Source organism: Providencia sp. UF-183 (genome assembly GCF_058246155.1).
In genome coordinates this window covers 1-16,589 of the sequence record NZ_JBSICD010000025.1, presented here as the reverse complement: position 1 = coordinate 16,589, position 16,589 = coordinate 1, and the positions used below count along the sequence as shown (strand labels likewise).

The 16,589-nt window shown below is 43.1% G+C and carries 13 protein-coding genes and 1 pseudogene; 4 read left to right on the top strand and 10 right to left on the bottom strand.

Annotated features, from left to right (window positions below; genetic code table 11):
* Positions 1–282: 282 nt before the first annotated feature.
* The 6 genes from AC4IFT_RS18975 to AC4IFT_RS18950 form a co-directional block, all read right to left on the bottom strand.
* Complete coding sequence (locus AC4IFT_RS18975; RefSeq protein WP_219245572.1) at positions 283–492, bottom strand: YdgH/BhsA/McbA-like domain containing protein; 210 nt, start codon at positions 490–492, stop codon at positions 283–285.
* A gap of 226 nt (positions 493–718) precedes the next feature.
* Positions 719–1,513, bottom strand: coding sequence for an inositol monophosphatase family protein (locus AC4IFT_RS18970; RefSeq protein WP_490752270.1), 795 nt, complete (start codon positions 1,511–1,513; stop codon positions 719–721).
* Positions 1,514–1,610: 97 nt separating this feature from the next.
* Complete coding sequence (locus AC4IFT_RS18965; RefSeq protein WP_490737320.1) at positions 1,611–2,084, bottom strand: DUF6882 domain-containing protein; 474 nt, start codon at positions 2,082–2,084, stop codon at positions 1,611–1,613.
* A 3-nt stretch (positions 2,085–2,087) separates the two neighbouring features.
* The gene (uriH, locus tag AC4IFT_RS18960) at positions 2,088–3,023 is read right to left on the bottom strand and encodes a uridine-preferring nucleoside hydrolase UriH (protein WP_490752268.1); all 936 of its coding nucleotides are present in this window, start codon (positions 3,021–3,023) and stop codon (positions 2,088–2,090) included.
* A gap of 97 nt (positions 3,024–3,120) precedes the next feature.
* On the bottom strand, positions 3,121–5,280 hold the full coding sequence (locus tag AC4IFT_RS18955) for an ornithine decarboxylase (RefSeq protein ID WP_490737316.1): 2,160 nt from the start codon (positions 5,278–5,280) through the stop codon (positions 3,121–3,123).
* 272 nt (positions 5,281–5,552) lie between these two features.
* On the bottom strand, positions 5,553–6,572 hold the full coding sequence (locus AC4IFT_RS18950; protein ID WP_490737314.1) for a mechanosensitive ion channel family protein: 1,020 nt from the start codon (positions 6,570–6,572) through the stop codon (positions 5,553–5,555).
* Between the two features lie 141 nt (positions 6,573–6,713).
* Between AC4IFT_RS18950 and AC4IFT_RS18945 the strand changes: the two genes are divergently transcribed.
* A complete protein-coding gene (locus AC4IFT_RS18945) occupies positions 6,714–7,121 on the top strand; it encodes a DUF2750 domain-containing protein (RefSeq protein WP_490737312.1) in 408 nt (135 codons plus the stop codon).
* Between the two features lie 34 nt (positions 7,122–7,155).
* On the opposite strand, the pseudogene AC4IFT_RS18940 reads toward AC4IFT_RS18945, so the two are convergent.
* The 3 genes and pseudogenes from AC4IFT_RS18940 to rbsK all read right to left on the bottom strand — a co-directional run bounded on the left by AC4IFT_RS18940 (position 7,156) and on the right by rbsK (position 10,574).
* Positions 7,156–8,172, bottom strand: a pseudogene (locus tag AC4IFT_RS18940) (aldose 1-epimerase family protein).
* A gap of 57 nt (positions 8,173–8,229) precedes the next feature.
* On the bottom strand, positions 8,230–9,537 hold the full coding sequence (gene fucP / locus AC4IFT_RS18935; RefSeq protein ID WP_490737308.1) for an L-fucose:H+ symporter permease: 1,308 nt from the start codon (positions 9,535–9,537) through the stop codon (positions 8,230–8,232).
* A 107-nt stretch (positions 9,538–9,644) separates the two neighbouring features.
* Positions 9,645–10,574: a ribokinase gene (gene rbsK, locus AC4IFT_RS18930; protein ID WP_219245564.1), complete on the bottom strand. Its 930-nt coding sequence runs from the start codon at positions 10,572–10,574 to the stop codon at positions 9,645–9,647.
* Between the two features lie 168 nt (positions 10,575–10,742).
* Between rbsK and deoC the strand changes: the two genes are divergently transcribed.
* Both deoC and deoR read left to right on the top strand, forming a co-directional pair.
* Positions 10,743–11,411 carry a deoxyribose-phosphate aldolase gene (gene deoC, locus AC4IFT_RS18925; RefSeq protein WP_490737305.1) on the top strand — a complete coding sequence of 223 codons (669 nt, stop codon included), beginning with the start codon at positions 10,743–10,745 and terminating at the stop codon, positions 11,409–11,411.
* Positions 11,412–11,466: 55 nt separating this feature from the next.
* Entirely contained in the window at positions 11,467–12,246 is a 780-nt protein-coding gene (gene deoR / locus AC4IFT_RS18920; protein WP_219245562.1) for a DNA-binding transcriptional repressor DeoR, read from the top strand.
* 123 nt (positions 12,247–12,369) lie between these two features.
* Here the strand turns inward: deoR and rnz are convergent, their stop codons facing one another.
* Positions 12,370–13,284 (bottom strand): ribonuclease Z, encoded by a 915-nt coding sequence (rnz, locus tag AC4IFT_RS18915; RefSeq protein WP_490752266.1) that lies wholly within the window; start codon positions 13,282–13,284, stop codon positions 12,370–12,372.
* Between the two features lie 246 nt (positions 13,285–13,530).
* On the opposite strand from rnz, the gene AC4IFT_RS18910 reads away from it, so the two are divergent.
* Positions 13,531–16,589 (top strand): inverse autotransporter beta domain-containing protein (locus AC4IFT_RS18910; RefSeq protein WP_490752264.1); only part of this gene is annotated, 3,059 nt, incomplete at its 3' end.

The following is a 16,589-nucleotide window of genomic DNA, read 5'->3' as shown; positions in this document are numbered from 1 at the left end:
TGTTCTTGTGTGTTAAAAGCGATTAGGTAGCTCTATATAACAAGGAGCCGAGAAAGTGCAGCATTATAACATAGACATTCTTAGATGTGATGCACACTCAAGCAGATCAATTTACGTATTGATTTATATAAAAAAATACCCCGATAGGGATCTCTCCGCTATCAGGGGGCATAGAACGTTTTTAACTGAGTTTTTAGTCACCTTATTTAGATTGCACTAATAGGACAACACTCACCTCGAAACTCAGATAAAATATTTCAACGAGTCCATCTATTCACCAAATTATTTGGTTTCTGCACTCATCGTGACGACATTACCCATACGAGCACTGGTAATTGTGTAGCTATCTGCACCTGCTGCTTTTGCTTTAGCGGCAATAATCGCTTCGGCTGAGTCTAGCGTATCGCTTGTTGCAGTTAAGGTTGCTGCTGAAGCACCAAATGCCATCATAGATAATACAGAAGCTGCCATCAGAGTTTTAAACATGTTCATAATATAATTCCTTCAGTGTTTATTTGGGGAGGCAACCCGTGTTGCCTTCGATGGATGTATCATAGCCCCAAAGGTTATTTGAGTTAAAGCTAATAAAATCGCTTATCTTTCTCAAATAAATTGAACAAGTAAAATCACTTAGTTTTAATTTAATGATGAAGGAAAATAGAAGGGTCAGAATCATGGACAACGATATGGCGAGGTAAACCAACCCCGCCATTGATGATTAGCTATTGAGCAATTCAATGAGTTGGTCTGCGAGCTCAGGGCTAGCGGCAGACAAAAGGCTCCCCGCAAACATGGCTTGATCTCGTTCGCCATTAAGTGCACAAACTTCACCGCCCGCTTCACGAATACAGGGAATTAACGCGGCACTGTCCCATGGCTTCATAATGGTATCAATCGCGCCATGAATACGCCCTGCTGCAACCATTGCATGCTGGTACGCATCGTTAGCGAAAATAAAATCACGAGCTTTCCCCACCACCGCATCGAGGTTATACGCATGCGTGCCCTCACGGCGGTTGTAGCTGCTACTATGGATACCCGATGCACTAATCACAGAGTTTGAAAGTGATTTTGGCGAATCTTGCCCTAATGTTAACTGCCGTAACGGCTGCCCGCTGGTATCTATCCAGCACCCTTCTCCTTGGGATGCATATACCATAGTCGAAATCGCAGGGAAGCTGATCACGCTGAGTAATGGTTCACCGTTTTCCACATACGCAATCAAAGTACTAAACAGTGGTACGCCATAGATAAATGCACGAGTCCCATCAATTGGGTCAATCACCCAGCCTGAGGTAAATTTTTGCTCCCCAGTAAAACCGAACTCTTCACCTAAAACGGGTATGTTTGGCGTACGCTTGGCAAATAGTTCGCGGATTTGTTCTTCAACACGTAAATCCGTTTCAGTGACCACCGAGCGGTCTGGTTTGTAATCGAATTTCCCTGCGCTTTGGAAAGCATCAAGCGCGAGGTTTTTGACTGAATTTGCAGCGTCGAGTGCAATTGTTAGCATAAGGCAGCTCCCGTTTAGAAAAAATAAGTATAAAAAATAGAGCTAATTAGTGAGGATGCGAAAGTGCCTTATTGAGTAGCAACAAGGCACCAAAAAACTAGTTTTGTTGGAGGGAAACATCACCAAATGTCATAAAAATCAAGGTATGCCCAGCAATGCCACGGTAAACACCTTGCTGCTGGTTTAGCTCGCACGCGAGTGCTGTTAATTGCCACGCATCATATTCTTCGATTTGGCTCACCCGCGCTGTCAGTAACGCATTATCTTTACGCTCTCCATAAGCTTTTACCGCAATCGCGTCTTGAGCTAGCGCACTATCAATTGACGTATTTGCCCAGCTCCACATCCAACTTCCTTGGCTTTGGTCGTAAGTGCCAATAATCTGCACAGGCGCTGTCGCCATAATGTTATCAGGGGCATGAAAGATAATCGTGCCTTCGTCTTGATCAACCGACCAATCAGCCTCATCCAGCTTCCATGTCTCACAATGAAATTGGTTTTTCACTTGCAAGCTATTCATGCTACGTTCAATCAACGCCTCGTAGGGCAATTGTTCTAATTCATTACTCATTGATTATCCAATATTTTTTAAAGCATTCACAATTAACTGCCAAAACTTCTGATGATCCAGTTTGACGGCAACCTGAGTATGGCAATCCGCTGGCGCTGGATGGCGGAAATCAGCAACCGTCATACCAAGCGTTAACGAACCCGTAAGTTCGACATCCACAGGTACTTTTTGCGTGGTCATCACAGAAGGGTCAATCACATAGGCGACCGCACAAGGGTCATGAACAGGTGGGGCATCAAAGCCTTGAGCTTGTTTGTACATTTTGCCGAAAAAATCCAGCAGTTCGACGACAAACTGCGAACAATCACTACCAATCGCCGCAATTTCTTTCACGATATCAGGCGTTGCCAGTGCTTGGTGGGTCAAATCTAACCCGACCATCGTCAATGGCCATTTTTCATTAAAGACGATATGCGCCGCTTCAGGGTCAATTTTGATATTGAACTCCGCCACGGCGCTCCAATTACCCACATGGTAGCCGCCCCCCATCAAAACCACCTCTTTCACCCGCTCAACAATACGCGGTTCAAGGCGTGCAGCCAGTGCAATATTTGTCAGTGCCCCTGTTGGGACTAATGTCACTGTTTTAGGGGGATGTGACATGATGGTATCGATAATCAATGAAACGGCGTGCCTTGCATCAAGTTGCAAAGTTGGTGTGGGTAAAATGGGTCCATCTAGCCCTGAATCACCGTGAATATCTGGTGCAACTTCAATATCTCGAACTAACGGACGAACAGAGCCCGCAGCAAAAGGAATGCCCGTGATCTTGGCCATTTCGGCAATTGCCAGTGCATTACGAGTGACTTTTTCAAGGATTTGGTTACCTGCAACGGTCGTTACAGCCAATAAATCGATATCAGGATTACCGTAAGCCAGTAATAATGCGATAGCATCATCATGGCCCGGGTCACAATCGAGGATGATTTTTTTGCTCATACCTTACCTTATAAAATTGGAGTCAGAGATGGCCCTAACTCCAATGTAACCACCCTATAAGGCAAAATCTACGCTTAAAGTCTGAATACGAAGGAAATTATTTTAAAACATGCGCATAGACACGTTTTTTCTCACCTTCGTTTTTCGAAATATACACGCCTTGCAATTCAGGAGCAAAGCCCGGTAATGCATTGATGCCTGCTTCAAGTGCTTTGAAATAACGCAGCACAGGGCCTGACCACACTTCCCCCGGCACAACACACAAAACGCCCGGTGGGTATGGCAATGCGCCTTCTACCGCAATGCGCCCTTCAAGTTCATCGAGTGGCAATAATTCGCAGTTACCACGTATAAATTCCAAATGCGCTTGTTGTGGGTTCATTTTTACTTCAGGGAAATGTGCCTTGCGGAACATCTCTTTTTGCAGCTGCTTGATATTGTCATTAACGCTCAATTGGTGCATTTCTTGGCATAAACGGCGTAACGTATAACCTTGATAATGCGCTTGGTAGCGTTGATATACCGATGGGAGTACATCTTCTAATAATGCATCTTCATCTAATAATTGTTCGAAACGCACTAAATGGGAGACTAACAGTGCGAGTTTTTCCGTCGTTTCCGCCGGGGTTAATAAAAACAGAATCGAGTTTAAGTCGCATTTTTCGGGGATCACACCGTGCTCACGTAAAAAATGCGCCAAAATAGTCGCAGGAACGCCAAAAGACTCATATTCCCAACTTTCCACATCAATACCCGGTGTTGTTAGCATCAGTTTGCATGGGTCGACGAAATATTGGTCTTGGGCATACCCCTCAAAGGCGTGCCAACGTTCCTTTGGAATAAAATTAAAGAAACGCTGCTCAGAAGCAATTTGCTCTGTCGGGTATTCATGCCACGCTTTACCCTCAATCAATTCAGGTACAAATGGCCTAAAGTAGCGGCAATGCTGGAAAATTGATTTGCGCACTTCAATACCTGTTTTCACGCAATCCATCCACATCATTTCACCCGCTTCCCCTTGGTGAATGCGCGCATTAACATCTAACGAAGCAAATAAGGGATAAAATGGGCTGGTCGAGGCGTGCATCATAAAGGCATTATTCAGTTTCTTATGGGAAACAAAACGTTCTTGCCCTTTGATATGGTTATCTTTTTTGTGAATTTGTGACGCTTGTGAAAAACCCGCTAGCTGCTTGTGTACTGACTGGGTAACCATAATACCCGGGTCGTTTTCATTTAATTCAAGCAACAATGGTGAACACTGGCGCATCATTGGGATGAATTGTTCATAGCCGACCCACGCCGAATCGAACAAAATATAATCGCATAAGTGACCGATTTTATCGACCACTTGCCTTGCGTTGTACACCGTGCCGTCGTATGTACCAAGCTGGATCACCGCCAAGCGAAAAGGCCGCGTTTGCTGCGCTTTTTCAGGCATCACATCTTGAATTAACTCACGTAAATAATGCTCTTCAAAACAATGCGCATCTATGCCACCAATAAAGCCAAACGGGTTGCGGGCGGTTTCTAAATAAACGGGGGTTGCACCCGCTTGAATTAGCGCACCATGGTGGTTGGATTTATGGTTATTGCGGTCAAATAACACCAAATCACCCGGTGTTAATAACGCATTAAGCACCACTTTATTGGAAGACGATGTGCCATTGAGGACAAAATAGGTTTTGTCTGCATTAAACACTTTTGCCGCAAACTTTTGGGCTTCTTTTGCTGCACCTTCGTGGATGAGCAAATCCCCCATCGCCACATCCGCATTGCATAAATCCGTACGGAATAAATTCTCACCATAAAATTGGTAAAATTGCTCACCCGTTGGGTGGCGGCGGAAAAATTGCCCACCTTGGTGGCCCGGGCAGGCAAATGTGACGTTATGACCCGCAGCATAATCCATCATTCGTGCAAAAAATGGCGGTAATAACTGCTCAAGATACTGATTTGCAGCATCAAGCAATTGGCGACTGTTTTCTTCCCGCTCGGAGGGCGCTGGTGGCAGTAATGCAGTGATATAAGGCGGTAAATTTTCATCTGTTGGTAGCTGTTTATCACTGATGATAAACAGCGGAATACTCAGTTTACTCTGTGCGATCCTTTCCCACAGCCCTTGGTTGGCATCTTGTTCAGATAGCACCACCGCAGCAATATTGTTTAACTGTGCATCGCGAATATCTACCCACTGAAATTGGTTAGTGAAATAGATTGCGACCCCCTGGCTACATGCCACATTGATTTTGTTCATAGCAGTCTGGCTCTTAGTTAGCTGAGGAAAAGAGGCGGTCAATATACTTGATAGATCAGGGAATTGGAATGATTTGCGCTGTGGTAAAAAAATGGAAAACACGTGGAGTCGAATATTTTTTATAAGCCACTGGTTAATAGCATAAAAATATTCATGCCTCTCAATAACCCCACCGAAATATAAAATCAAATAAGTTTAAATTTACAGATAAAATGACCAACTAATAACCGTAATCTATGAAATCAGTCGGTCAATTTATCCTGTATGGGACGTTAGTGGTTTTTTTCCACATACAATGTTTGTGATGGGAAGGCGAAGTCTGCACCGTGGCGCTTAACAATCTCAATGATCTTTAAATAAACACCCTGTTGCGCCGCTAACCACTCTGCCCAAACCGTGGTTTTGGTAAAGCAGTACACCATAATATTTAACGACGAATCCGCAAACGCATCAAAATACACCAGCAGCGTTTGGCTGGTATCGATATTTTCATCTTGCTGCAACATCGTGCGAATATCGTCGACGATCGCACCAATTTTATCGGAATCTTCGTAACGTAAGCCGATTTCCGTTTTGATCCGCCGGTTGGTCATGCGCCCAGGGTTTTCCACACTAATGGACGAAAATACCGAGTTGGGGATATACAATGGCCGATGGTCAAAGGTGATGATCTTGGTGATCCGCCAACCAATTTCCACTACCGTGCCTTCAATGTTTCGATCGGGCGAACTGACCCAATCCCCAATGTTAAATGGTCGGTCAAAATACAGCATCAACCCTGAGAAAAAGTTACTCAAGATATCTTTACCCGCCATGCCGATAGCAATACCGCCGATGCCACCAAACGCCATCAACCCTGACAGACTCAAGCCAAAATGTTCACCAAATAACAGAACCATAATGACAAATACGGTGGTTTTGAACACCCGAGCAACGATACGAGCCGAAGTGGGGTCACTGCCTTTTTTAATTTGTGTTTTTTCTAATCGGTTGGCAAGCTGGAATAATTTTCGCATTAAAATCAAAGCAATCAATGCGATCGTGATAAAATTAACCAATGGGGTGGAAATAAAATTCAAATCAAAATCTGCCGCGGCCATGTCTACATATTGCGCAGCTACCACCACGATACCACATAATACAACCGTTTGAATAATATGAATAATAATGCTTTTATGTTTGTGCTTATGTTTACGTCGCTTATGGAATATCTCGAAACCAACATACAGCATGAGACACACTGCAATAATGGTCATGCCAATGGCATATTTTTCAAGCAATACTTCTATCATCTCTAACCGCCCTAAAATTCATCTGATAGATATTTTTTAATCGTTTTACTGTGTGTTGTTTGACGTTATCGTGTTATTAAGATAACAATTATAAATATTATTATCCCAATAATTATCAATTACTTTTTAGATCATCCAATAATGAATAGCCCAATATTTTCCCCTAATGAGAAAGAAATTCAAAATGTTTCGGCGTTAAGTTCGCCCGAAAAGTACCGCTACTTTGTTGGAAAAATCGCCGATTGGCAGCAAGTTTGGGGCATCGGCGATGGGCAGAACCTCGTCACGACATGGGATGATGGCAAGTGCCTCTCTCTTCCCCTATGGCCTGCAAAAGCGTATGTGGAGTTGTGCTTAACAGGCGAATGGACAAATTTTACGCCAATGCCATTTACCCTTGAACACTTAATGACAGAAATTTTACCTGATATGCATGAAGCGAATATTAAGGTCGCTCTAATGATGCAACCTGATGGGAAAAAAACACCAGTGAATGATGCCGCGCAGTTACTTGCCGATTTAAAAGATGAATGCCAGCAATATGAGTAAAAGGCAGCATCTCGCTGCCTTTAGTCGTGAAAAACTACTGTTCAACACCTGTAGTCACCGTAAATTCACGGGTTTGCCCTGCGTCGAGCCAAATTAGGGTTTGGTTATTCTTCGCTGCCAAGAAACCTTCTGGTCGACACGTTGCAGGCAATACAAATGCCCCTACTTTTTGGTCGCCATTATATAAAATCCACCGTGTTGCAGAGTTCAGTTCGCTGGACTTAAATTGCGTGACAAAGGTGTTCCCCGCTAGCGATGTCATTCTAAATTCAGAGTTTTCTGTGTATTGGTTCAGATTATCCATAAAGAACACAATTTCTGGGTCGCACATTTGTGGCTGGTTAAGCTAGTTTAATTTTACTGCGCCAGATTTCAATGCTTCGTTAAATTCGAGCCATTTTTCCGTTGGGTGCACATGTCCTGGTATCGATTCACGCAGTTTAATCGCGTGTTCAGGAATGTTTTGCGTCAATGTTGCATTATCCACGTAGGCATAATTCATATGACACATATATTGAAGCGGCATTGGCACTGAAGCCAAGTTAGTCACAGACATATGAATATCAAACAGCGAGCTATTCGCCGTTAATGAAACGGACGGCGCAGCGCGGTAATGATGGCCAAACCCCATGATATACTCATATTCACCACAAATTTTTAAACAATTTTCAGTCAATTCTAGCCAAGCACTGTCCATTGGGGCGCAAGGCATTTCGCCATGCAATGGGTGATTATCCTCTGGTGAAGGGCAGCCATTACTGATTAAACCTGAGTGAAAAGCAAAGCAGCCATAGGTCTCAATAACTGTAGGAACTGATTTAGGCGCTGAAAACATATTTTCCATTTTCAGATTTTGGCCACAAAATTCAGCATCCCAAATCATTTGCCCGAGAAAAGGCAAAATAGTTAAGTAGCCTTGTTGGTTTTCAATACGTAAACCTTCCACGCCAGTGTGATAACGAAATGCGGTGGCAGTGAATTGGTCATTTTTTAGAATAAGCGTCGGGTTTTCCGTAAATACGCTTTTGTGAAGAGGAATTCGTGTATTCATTTTCATACTCACGGTGAGTTAAGAGAATTGGGCAGCTTTCACCACCCAAGCTAGACGTTATTTAGCCTCTTGTTTGGCTTTAAAGCGGCGTTCACCCACAAAGTAAATACCGACATACACAAAGCACAGCATGGAGACTAAGAAAGAGAGTTGCAAAGAGTGCAGTACGTCAGCCACGTAACCCTGAATAGCGGGTACGACAGCAGCGCCGACAATTGCCATCACAATCACCGCACCTGCCATTTCAGTGTGTTCGTTATCTACCGTATCCAATGTGCCTGCATAAATGGTTGCCCAGCAAGGCCCAAACAGAATACTCACCATCACCGCTGCATAGACCGCGGTGAAGCTCGGAATAAATGCAACATAAATTAAGAACAGTGCACCAATCACCGAGTAAATAATCAGGACTTTTTCTGCATTAAAGCGAGTCATTAAGATATTGGCGATAAACTTACCAATAAAGAAACATGCAAAGCTGTACACCATGAAATTCGAGGCATCACGTTCGTTAATATCGCCCATTTCCAGCGCTAAACGAATAGTGAATGACCAGACCGCAACTTGCATACCTACATATAAAAACTGGGCGATGATCCCTTTTCTAAAGCGACTATTTTTTGCTAAATATCTTAAGGTTTCTAATGCGGTTGGGCGTTTATGATCTTGGGTTTCTGCCACTTTACATTTCGGGAACTTGGTAATGAGGAAGAGGATCATCACGACGACCAATACCATAATCATGTAGCGGTAAGGTTCGAGGGTGTTTTCCAACATCGCTAAGCGGAATTCATGAATTTGCTCTGCATTCATGCCTGCCATCTGGCTTTGTAAGCTATCCCCTTCAGAGAACACTAAATATTTGCCCAGTAAGATCCCACCCGCAGCTCCGATTGGGTAGAACGTTTGGCTGATATTTAAGCGCAATGTGGCGTATTGCTTAGGGCCAATCATTGAGCTGTAAGTGTTCGCCGCGGTCTCAAGGAAGCTTAAACCAATCGCAATGGCGAAGATTGCCGCCAAGAACATGGTATAAGTCGCCATATGGGATGCAGGGAAGAACATACTGCAACCGGCGATATAGAGAATTAACCCCACCATAATCGCATATTTATAACTGGTTTTTTTGATCACTAAAGAGGCTGGAATAGCGATTAAAAAGTACCCGCCATAGAACGCACTTTGTACTAAAGCTGAGGCGAAGTTACTGAGTTCAAAGACACTTTTAAACTGGGTAATTAAAATATCATTTAATGCTGCGGCGCATCCCCACAGAGGGAATAAGCACGATAGTAGGATAAATTGGAATAGAGGAGTCCGGCTCAGGTACCCATCAGGTAACTGAGTGATGTTCTTAATGTTCATAGTAACCCTTATATTTTTATAATTTATACCCTATGAGTTCCTATTCAGCTCTAATGGCGGATTAATACATCAAAGGGTATTCAGCTACGTTGAGTTTTATTATTTAGCTATGCGTTTGAAGTGTTGATTTGCACAAATTCATTGAATTGCTCAACACTTGGATAAGAAGATTGAGTCCCTTTCCCTGTCACACTAAATGCAGAAAACATCACTGCTTTTTTCAGTGCTTCTTCAATATTCCCCGTGTGTACATAGTAATGAGAGAAGCAGCCAATAAAGGCATCCCCCGCACCACTCGTATCGATGGCATTCACTTTGATTGCCGGTATATGTAACTCGCTATCGCGGGTCATCCACAGAGCGCCTTTTTCCCCTAAGGTCACAATGAGGTTTTTCAACCCTTTATCCAGCAGAGATTGTGCTGCACGGCGGACGTTATCCATCGTGTCTACTGGCATATTGGTTAAAATTTCTAATTCCGTTTCATTTGGGACAAAGAAATCACACCGGCAAGCAAAATCCAGATCGAGCGAACGCTGCGCAGGGGCTGGGTTAAGCAGCACAGGGATGCCATTTTTATTACCAAATGAGATTGCGTGGTAAACCGTTTCTAACTGCACTTCTAATTGCAGGACGATCAACTTACATTTTTTCAGATCTTCCGCTGCACGGTCGATATCTTCCGGTGATAAGAATTTGTTGGCTCCTTTAACGATCAAAATACTGTTTGATGAGTTTTGATTGACGAAAATCGGCGCAACACCGCTTGATGTGCAAGGTACTTTTTCAACATAACGGGTGTTAATACCGTAAGATTCAAGGTTACGGATGGTGTTATCCGCGAAAATGTCATCCCCAACTTTGGTTAACATAATCACTTTCGAATTTAATTTAGCAGCGGCAACCGCCTGATTCGCACCTTTACCACCACAACCAATTTTGAAAGCGGGCGCTTCTAACGTTTCGCCTTCTTTTGGCATTTGATCGATGTAAGTGATCAAATCAACCATGTTTGAACCAATAACTGCTATATCCATGATGCCCCTCGTGTTAAATAAATCACATAATGATATGATAGTAACATTATCATGTTGCAAAAATATCATTTGTGATTAGGATCTCGAATAACGAATGATCAAGTGTTACATCTACCACATTTCCTCATTCTTTGTTGTATATCCCACATTTATATAGGAAAGTTGAAAATGCAAGACTTAGCAAAATATATTGATCACACTTTACTTGCTGCTAACGCGACTGTCAGTGATATCACAAAATTATGTGCAGAAGCGGCTGAATACCACTTTGCTTCCGTATGTGTGAATACAGGGTATGTTCCTTTAGCTAGTGAGCTTTTAAAAAACAGCGACGTCAAAGTTTGCTGTGTGGTAGGCTTTCCATTAGGTGCCTGCTTAACCGAAGCAAAAGCGTTTGAAGCGGCTGAAGCGGTACGCCGTGGTGCAGATGAAGTGGATATGGTGATTAACGTTGGCATGTTAAAAAGTGGCGATTTAGACTTTGTCCGTAAAGACATTGAAGCCGTATTTGCCGCCTGCGGCAATGCCACATTAAAAGTAATTTTAGAAAATTGTCTGTTAACGGATGAAGAAATTACACAAGTTTGTGAAATTTGCCGCACAATTAACGTCGGTTTTGTGAAAACTTCAACAGGTTTCAGTACAATGGGTGCAACCGAACACCATGTTGCATTAATGCGTAAAGTGGTTGGCAGCGAAGTGGGCGTAAAAGCATCCGGTGGCGTACGTGACCGTGAAACGGCGATTAAAATGATTGAAGCAGGCGCAAACCGTGTTGGTGCAAGTGCCAGTGTTGCAATTGTCACAGGAACGGCAACCAAGCCGAGTGACTACTAAGTGATGGGGCGCGGTCTAACCGCGCCAATTTTGTATATCATAAAAGGATTGTAGGGTGATAGAAACTAAACAAAAAGAACGCCTTCGCCGCTTAAGTGAATGTTTGAAACGTTCAGGACGCATTCATCTAAAAGAAGCTGCTAGGATACTCGAAGTCTCTGAAATGACCATTCGCCGAGACCTCAGCGCAGATGCAGAAGGCCCTATTCCGATGTCACTGCTTGGTGGCTATATTGTTTCTGTTACCCAACCTGCTAACTTAGTTGCCCAAGAGCAGCAAGCCGATGTTTTCACGCCAGATCAAACCGAAGAACTCTACATTCCTAACCTCGCAGCCAGTATGGTCACAGAGGATGACGTTATTTTCTTTGATAATGGCATTGAAATGGCAACCTTGATTTCTCTTATCCCTGAAGAAATCAGCTTTACGGGAATTTGTTATTCCCATAACGTTTTTCTCGCCCTTAGCCAGAAAAAAAATGCCACTGCCTTATTGTGTGGCGGTGAATATCGTCCCAAAAGTGACTCATTTTACAACCCTTCTTTGCCTTCCTTGCTTGACTCAATCAACCCCAAAAAAGCCTTTATTTCTGCCGCAGGTGTCCACGGTACTTATGGCGTAACTTGTTATAATATCGACGATTTACCTATGAAGAAAAAAGCGATGGAAAAATCCATTCGTAAAATTTTATTGGCGCCTTATAACTTGTTTGATGAAGTAGCGACAGCCAATATGGGGGAATTGTCACAATTTGATGTGATAGTCACAAACAGGCAGCTTTCTGATGAGTATGAAACATACTGTCGCAATGGGTTTGTCAAAGTGATTTACTAAACACGCTATTTGTCTATTTAGAGCGTATTTTTCGACACGTTTTATCGACGTGTCGACTCAATCAACACAACGCCAAAATGTGTACGTTTTTTACTGATTTTTCGACACATTATAAAAATGGCGTCAAATCTTCACCGTCAAATAATCTTCCGCGATTTGGGTTGCTGCAAATTCAGCTTGGCATTCTGCGAGTAGCCTTGGAATATCTTCGCTCATATAACGCCCACTCAAATGGGTGGCAATAAAACGTTTTACCCCAGCTTCACGGGCTAATTGTGCCGCTTGTACCGTCGTTGAATGCCCTCGTTCGTTAGCTTTTTCTGCAAAAGCCGCTTCTAACGTGGTTTCATGCACCATCACATCCGCATTTCTAGCCAGCTCAAACGCCAGTGGGGTTGGTTGCGTGTCACCAAAAATAGCAATAACTTTACCGGGGATAGGCTCACCTAGGTAATCTGCGCCATTCACCACACGGCCATCTTCCAGAGTAATGGTTTCTCCCGCTTTGAGTGCTTGCATCCATGGGCCACGGGGAATGTTATCACTCGCCAATTTGCTCGCCTCTAGCGGCCCACTTTTGGCGTGTTCTTCAATGCGATAGCCATAACATTCTACACGGTGATCAAGGGGGTAAGCCGTTACAATCAACTCACCATCATCAAATAATTGACCCGCTTCAATCTCAATAATTTCAAGCGGGTAAGTCATATAAGACACACTGATGGACAACACCGTTTCAATATATTGCTTGAGCCCTTTAGGCCCATAAAGTGTTAAAGGGTCTGTCGAGCCTCCCATTGAGCGGCTGCACAATAGCCCTGGCAACCCAAAAATATGGTCACCGTGCAAATGGGTAATAAATATCTTCTCAATTTTTGGCGCTTTAAATGGGCTATTGAGGATGCGGTGCTGTGTCCCCTCACCACAGTCAAACAGCCAATAACTTTTTCGAATGCCGACCAAATTTAATATCATACTGGTGACATTCCGTTCCTTTGTTGGCACGCCAGCACTGGTGCCCAAAAAAGTCAGTTCCATAATTCCTCTATCTATCTCTTTGTTTTATATTGCGAAGAAAAGATTCCAAAGTTTTCCAATTAGATTAACGTTGTTTTTTGCATTGCCTTTTTCTTCTTGTAATTTTCGTCGCGACAAGACCTAACATTCTTATCTTTTCCAACTTGCAAAATTCGCTTCTTTTTAAGTCAAATTAATTCACAAGCTCTTACCCTAAGGTGCATTCCAAAATAGCCGCGTTAATTTTCGCTATTAGGAATACATTGAATGAGCCCCGCTTCTTTAACCGTTAAACAAAAAATCGCTAACGGCTTTGTCATATTTACGGCTATCTGGTCATCCGCCATTATGCCCGTTATCCCCAGCTATGCAAAAATGTTGGATAACAATGACCTGCCAACATTAGGCAGCGACAATATTATTGCTGAAGACAATACGGAACGTTTAGTCGCCGAGTACAGTAAAACACTGGGAACTTTTCTTTCACAGAAGAAAAAGACTAAAGATCTGTCCGATATGGCGCAGAATTACGCACGGAATAAAGCTGCGAATGAAGCCACAAAAGAGATTGAGGGTTGGTTATCTAAAGCCGGTAATGCCAAACTAAGCATTAATCTTGATAAGAAATTATCCGTTAAAAACTCCCAATTGGATTGGCTGATCCCTTGGTATGATCAACCCGACACTCTGCTATTTACACAGCATAGTGTTCATCGCAATGATGGCCGACTGCAAACAAATAATGGCATTGGCTTACGCCGTTTTTATGAAAAAAATACGCTTGGTATTAATGCGTTTATCGACCACGACCTTTCTCAGTACCATACACGAGCAGGCGTTGGCGTGGAATACTGGCAAGATTATCTTAAAGTTAACGCCAATACCTACTTCGCTTTAAGCTCATGGAAAAGCACTTCTGAATTAAACCATGATTTCAATGCCAAGCCAGCCAATGGTTGGGATATCCAAGCAGAAGGTTGGTTACCTGATTATCCACACTTGGGTGGAAACCTTAAATATGAACAATATTATGGTGATAGCGTTGCACTCTTCGGAAAAACAAAACGTCAAAAAAATCCGAAAGCAGCAACTATCGGCGCTCACTGGACACCATTCCCGTTACTAACCCTTAATGCTAACCATAAAATCGGGAGTCAGGGCAAAAAAGAGACTCAGGCTAAAATTCAATTTACGTGGACGCTTGGTAAAAGCTTAGCTCATCATTTAGATCCAACTAAAGTGGCTGATGCTCGTCGCCTATCAGGGAACCGCTATGATTTTGTCGAGCGTAATAACAATATTATTCTCGATTACCAAAAGAAAACCTTATTGCACCTGTCATTACCCGCCAAAATTCAGGGTGAAACTGGGCAAGCTATTTCGCTTGTAAAATCTTTCAGTAGTAAATACCCGCTTAAGCAAATTGAATGGCAAGCACCTGAGCTACTGGCTGCGGGTGGTTCAATCAGTTCTACCGATCAAACCGCGGCCGTCATTTTACCAACTTATAAAACCGCCAATACGGCGGAAGCTGCTCAAAAGCTTAACCGTTACCGCTTACAAGGAACCGCCTTTGATACCAAAGGTAATGCATCCCCCGTTGCAGAAACGTTAATTGAAATTACCAATGCAGGGGTCATTAGCATTAGCCCCAATGATATTAAATCCCAAGGAAAAGGCCTCGCCAATGGTAATGATGTCAACAGCATCAATGTCGTTGTCAAAGACTCTCATGGAAACGTCGTGCCTAGCGCAAAAGTGGTCTTTATTTTACCAAACGCGCTAACACTTGCCGCGCAAAAAACAAAAACTGGTGCAGCAACCCAACCTGAATTTCATCGGGAACTCCGCAAAAAAATGCAAGCGATGAAAGTCGCTAAACCCTGGGAATACACGGCAACCACCAATTCAAAAGGTGAAACACAGGTCCAGTTTACATCACAGGTTGCAGGGACATACGAAGTGGGTGCTTACACTGGCAGTCATCAGCCAGTAAAAGCTCAAGTCGTTTTCAAGTCGGATATTACTGAAGCACATATCCGTCACTTTATTGTGACTCAGACGGGAGCTGTTGCTGATGGCAATACGACCAATTCAGTAAAAGTCTATGTTACTGATAATAATGGAAATCCCATCACTGACCAAGAGGTTCTCTTTTCAGCAACCCATGCCAAGGTAGTCGATAAAGCAATCACCAATGAAGATGGAATTGTTGAAGTAACATTAACCAGTTTCAAAGCAGGAGTGAGTGAAATTACAGCTTCAGTAAGTCATCATAATGAAACTCAAGCTGTTGAGTTCGTGAGTGGAAAGACACATCGGATTTCTATCCTAGAGGTAGATAAAGTCAATGCGGGTAGGGAAAGCCGAGCTTTATTTCAATTACTTGATAATCAAAACAACCCAATAATCAATGCTAATAATGATGTCACTGTAACTATTGATAAAAATACAGAATCAACCCAAATTTGGCCTGTTGATGTTGATAAAGGAATATATGCCACGACTATCTCAGCTCAACAAGCAGGAGAGCATAAAATCCAAATTGCTATTGGCAAAATTATCTCCCTTGAGCGTACTTTTACCACTCGCGTAGCAACTTCTGTTAAATCTGTTACCCCTGACGGGAAAGGTTCAATTGGAACTTTAGGTGTCGTTGATAGCATAGAGATACACATTAACCCTGATCGTACGACATTTAAATCAGGTGAAACCCCCCTGATCATGGTCACACTAAAAGATATTTTTGGTAATGCAATCGAAGATATCGACTTTGATCATATTCACCTAGGAAATATGAAAGGAAAAGACCTTGACTGGCGTGATGATGGGCATAGTGACTATGCTCTTAATCTTTCCTTAACAACTCTTGGTGATATTGATATCACCGCAAATGTGAATGGCATATTTAGCCCGAAAACCGTTTTAACGGTCAGCCATAATACGGATATTTCCACAGTTGAAAATATCGTTGTTACGCCAAACACAAAAACCCCAAATGCGGGAGACAAACCGACCATCAAAGTAGAGCTAACGGATAAAAACGGCAACCCTGTCAAGGATGTACAAAATATCGAAGTCACCATTGGCAACGACAAACACACCCTGCCGGTGACCCCAAATACCGACGGTAGCTACACCGCCGAACTGCCTGCGCAACAAAGTGGCGACAAACAAATTAATGTTTCCGTGAATGGCAAAGATTCCAACAAAGAGACCCTGAATGTACAGCCACCTGCGCCTGTTTCGCCAAACAACCAAGGGCAACAAGATCAGAAAGGGGTCGTCAAGACACTCGAGATCACAACAGGCTCAACCTCAGGACT

Excerpts from the sequence above, each read along its gene's own strand:
- fucP (WP_490737308.1), bottom strand. The coding sequence starts at position 9,537 with ATGAACATTAAGAACATCACTCAGTTACCTGATGGGTACCTGAGCCGG.
- uriH (WP_490752268.1), bottom strand. The coding sequence starts at position 3,023 with ATGAGCAAAAAAATCATCCTCGATTGTGACCCGGGCCATGATGATGCT.
- AC4IFT_RS18975 (WP_219245572.1), bottom strand. The coding sequence starts at position 492 with ATGAACATGTTTAAAACTCTGATGGCAGCTTCTGTATTATCTATGATG.
- AC4IFT_RS18970 (WP_490752270.1), bottom strand. The coding sequence starts at position 1,513 with ATGCTAACAATTGCACTCGACGCTGCAAATTCAGTCAAAAACCTCGCG.
- AC4IFT_RS18950 (WP_490737314.1), bottom strand. The coding sequence starts at position 6,572 with ATGATAGAAGTATTGCTTGAAAAATATGCCATTGGCATGACCATTATT.
- rbsK (WP_219245564.1), bottom strand. The coding sequence starts at position 10,574 with ATGGATATAGCAGTTATTGGTTCAAACATGGTTGATTTGATCACTTAC.
- rnz (WP_490752266.1), bottom strand. The coding sequence starts at position 13,284 with ATGGAACTGACTTTTTTGGGCACCAGTGCTGGCGTGCCAACAAAGGAA.
- AC4IFT_RS18965 (WP_490737320.1), bottom strand. The coding sequence starts at position 2,084 with ATGAGTAATGAATTAGAACAATTGCCCTACGAGGCGTTGATTGAACGT.
- deoC (WP_490737305.1), top strand. The coding sequence starts at position 10,743 with ATGCAAGACTTAGCAAAATATATTGATCACACTTTACTTGCTGCTAAC.
- AC4IFT_RS18945 (WP_490737312.1), top strand. The coding sequence starts at position 6,714 with ATGAATAGCCCAATATTTTCCCCTAATGAGAAAGAAATTCAAAATGTT.
- AC4IFT_RS18955 (WP_490737316.1), bottom strand. The coding sequence starts at position 5,280 with ATGAACAAAATCAATGTGGCATGTAGCCAGGGGGTCGCAATCTATTTC.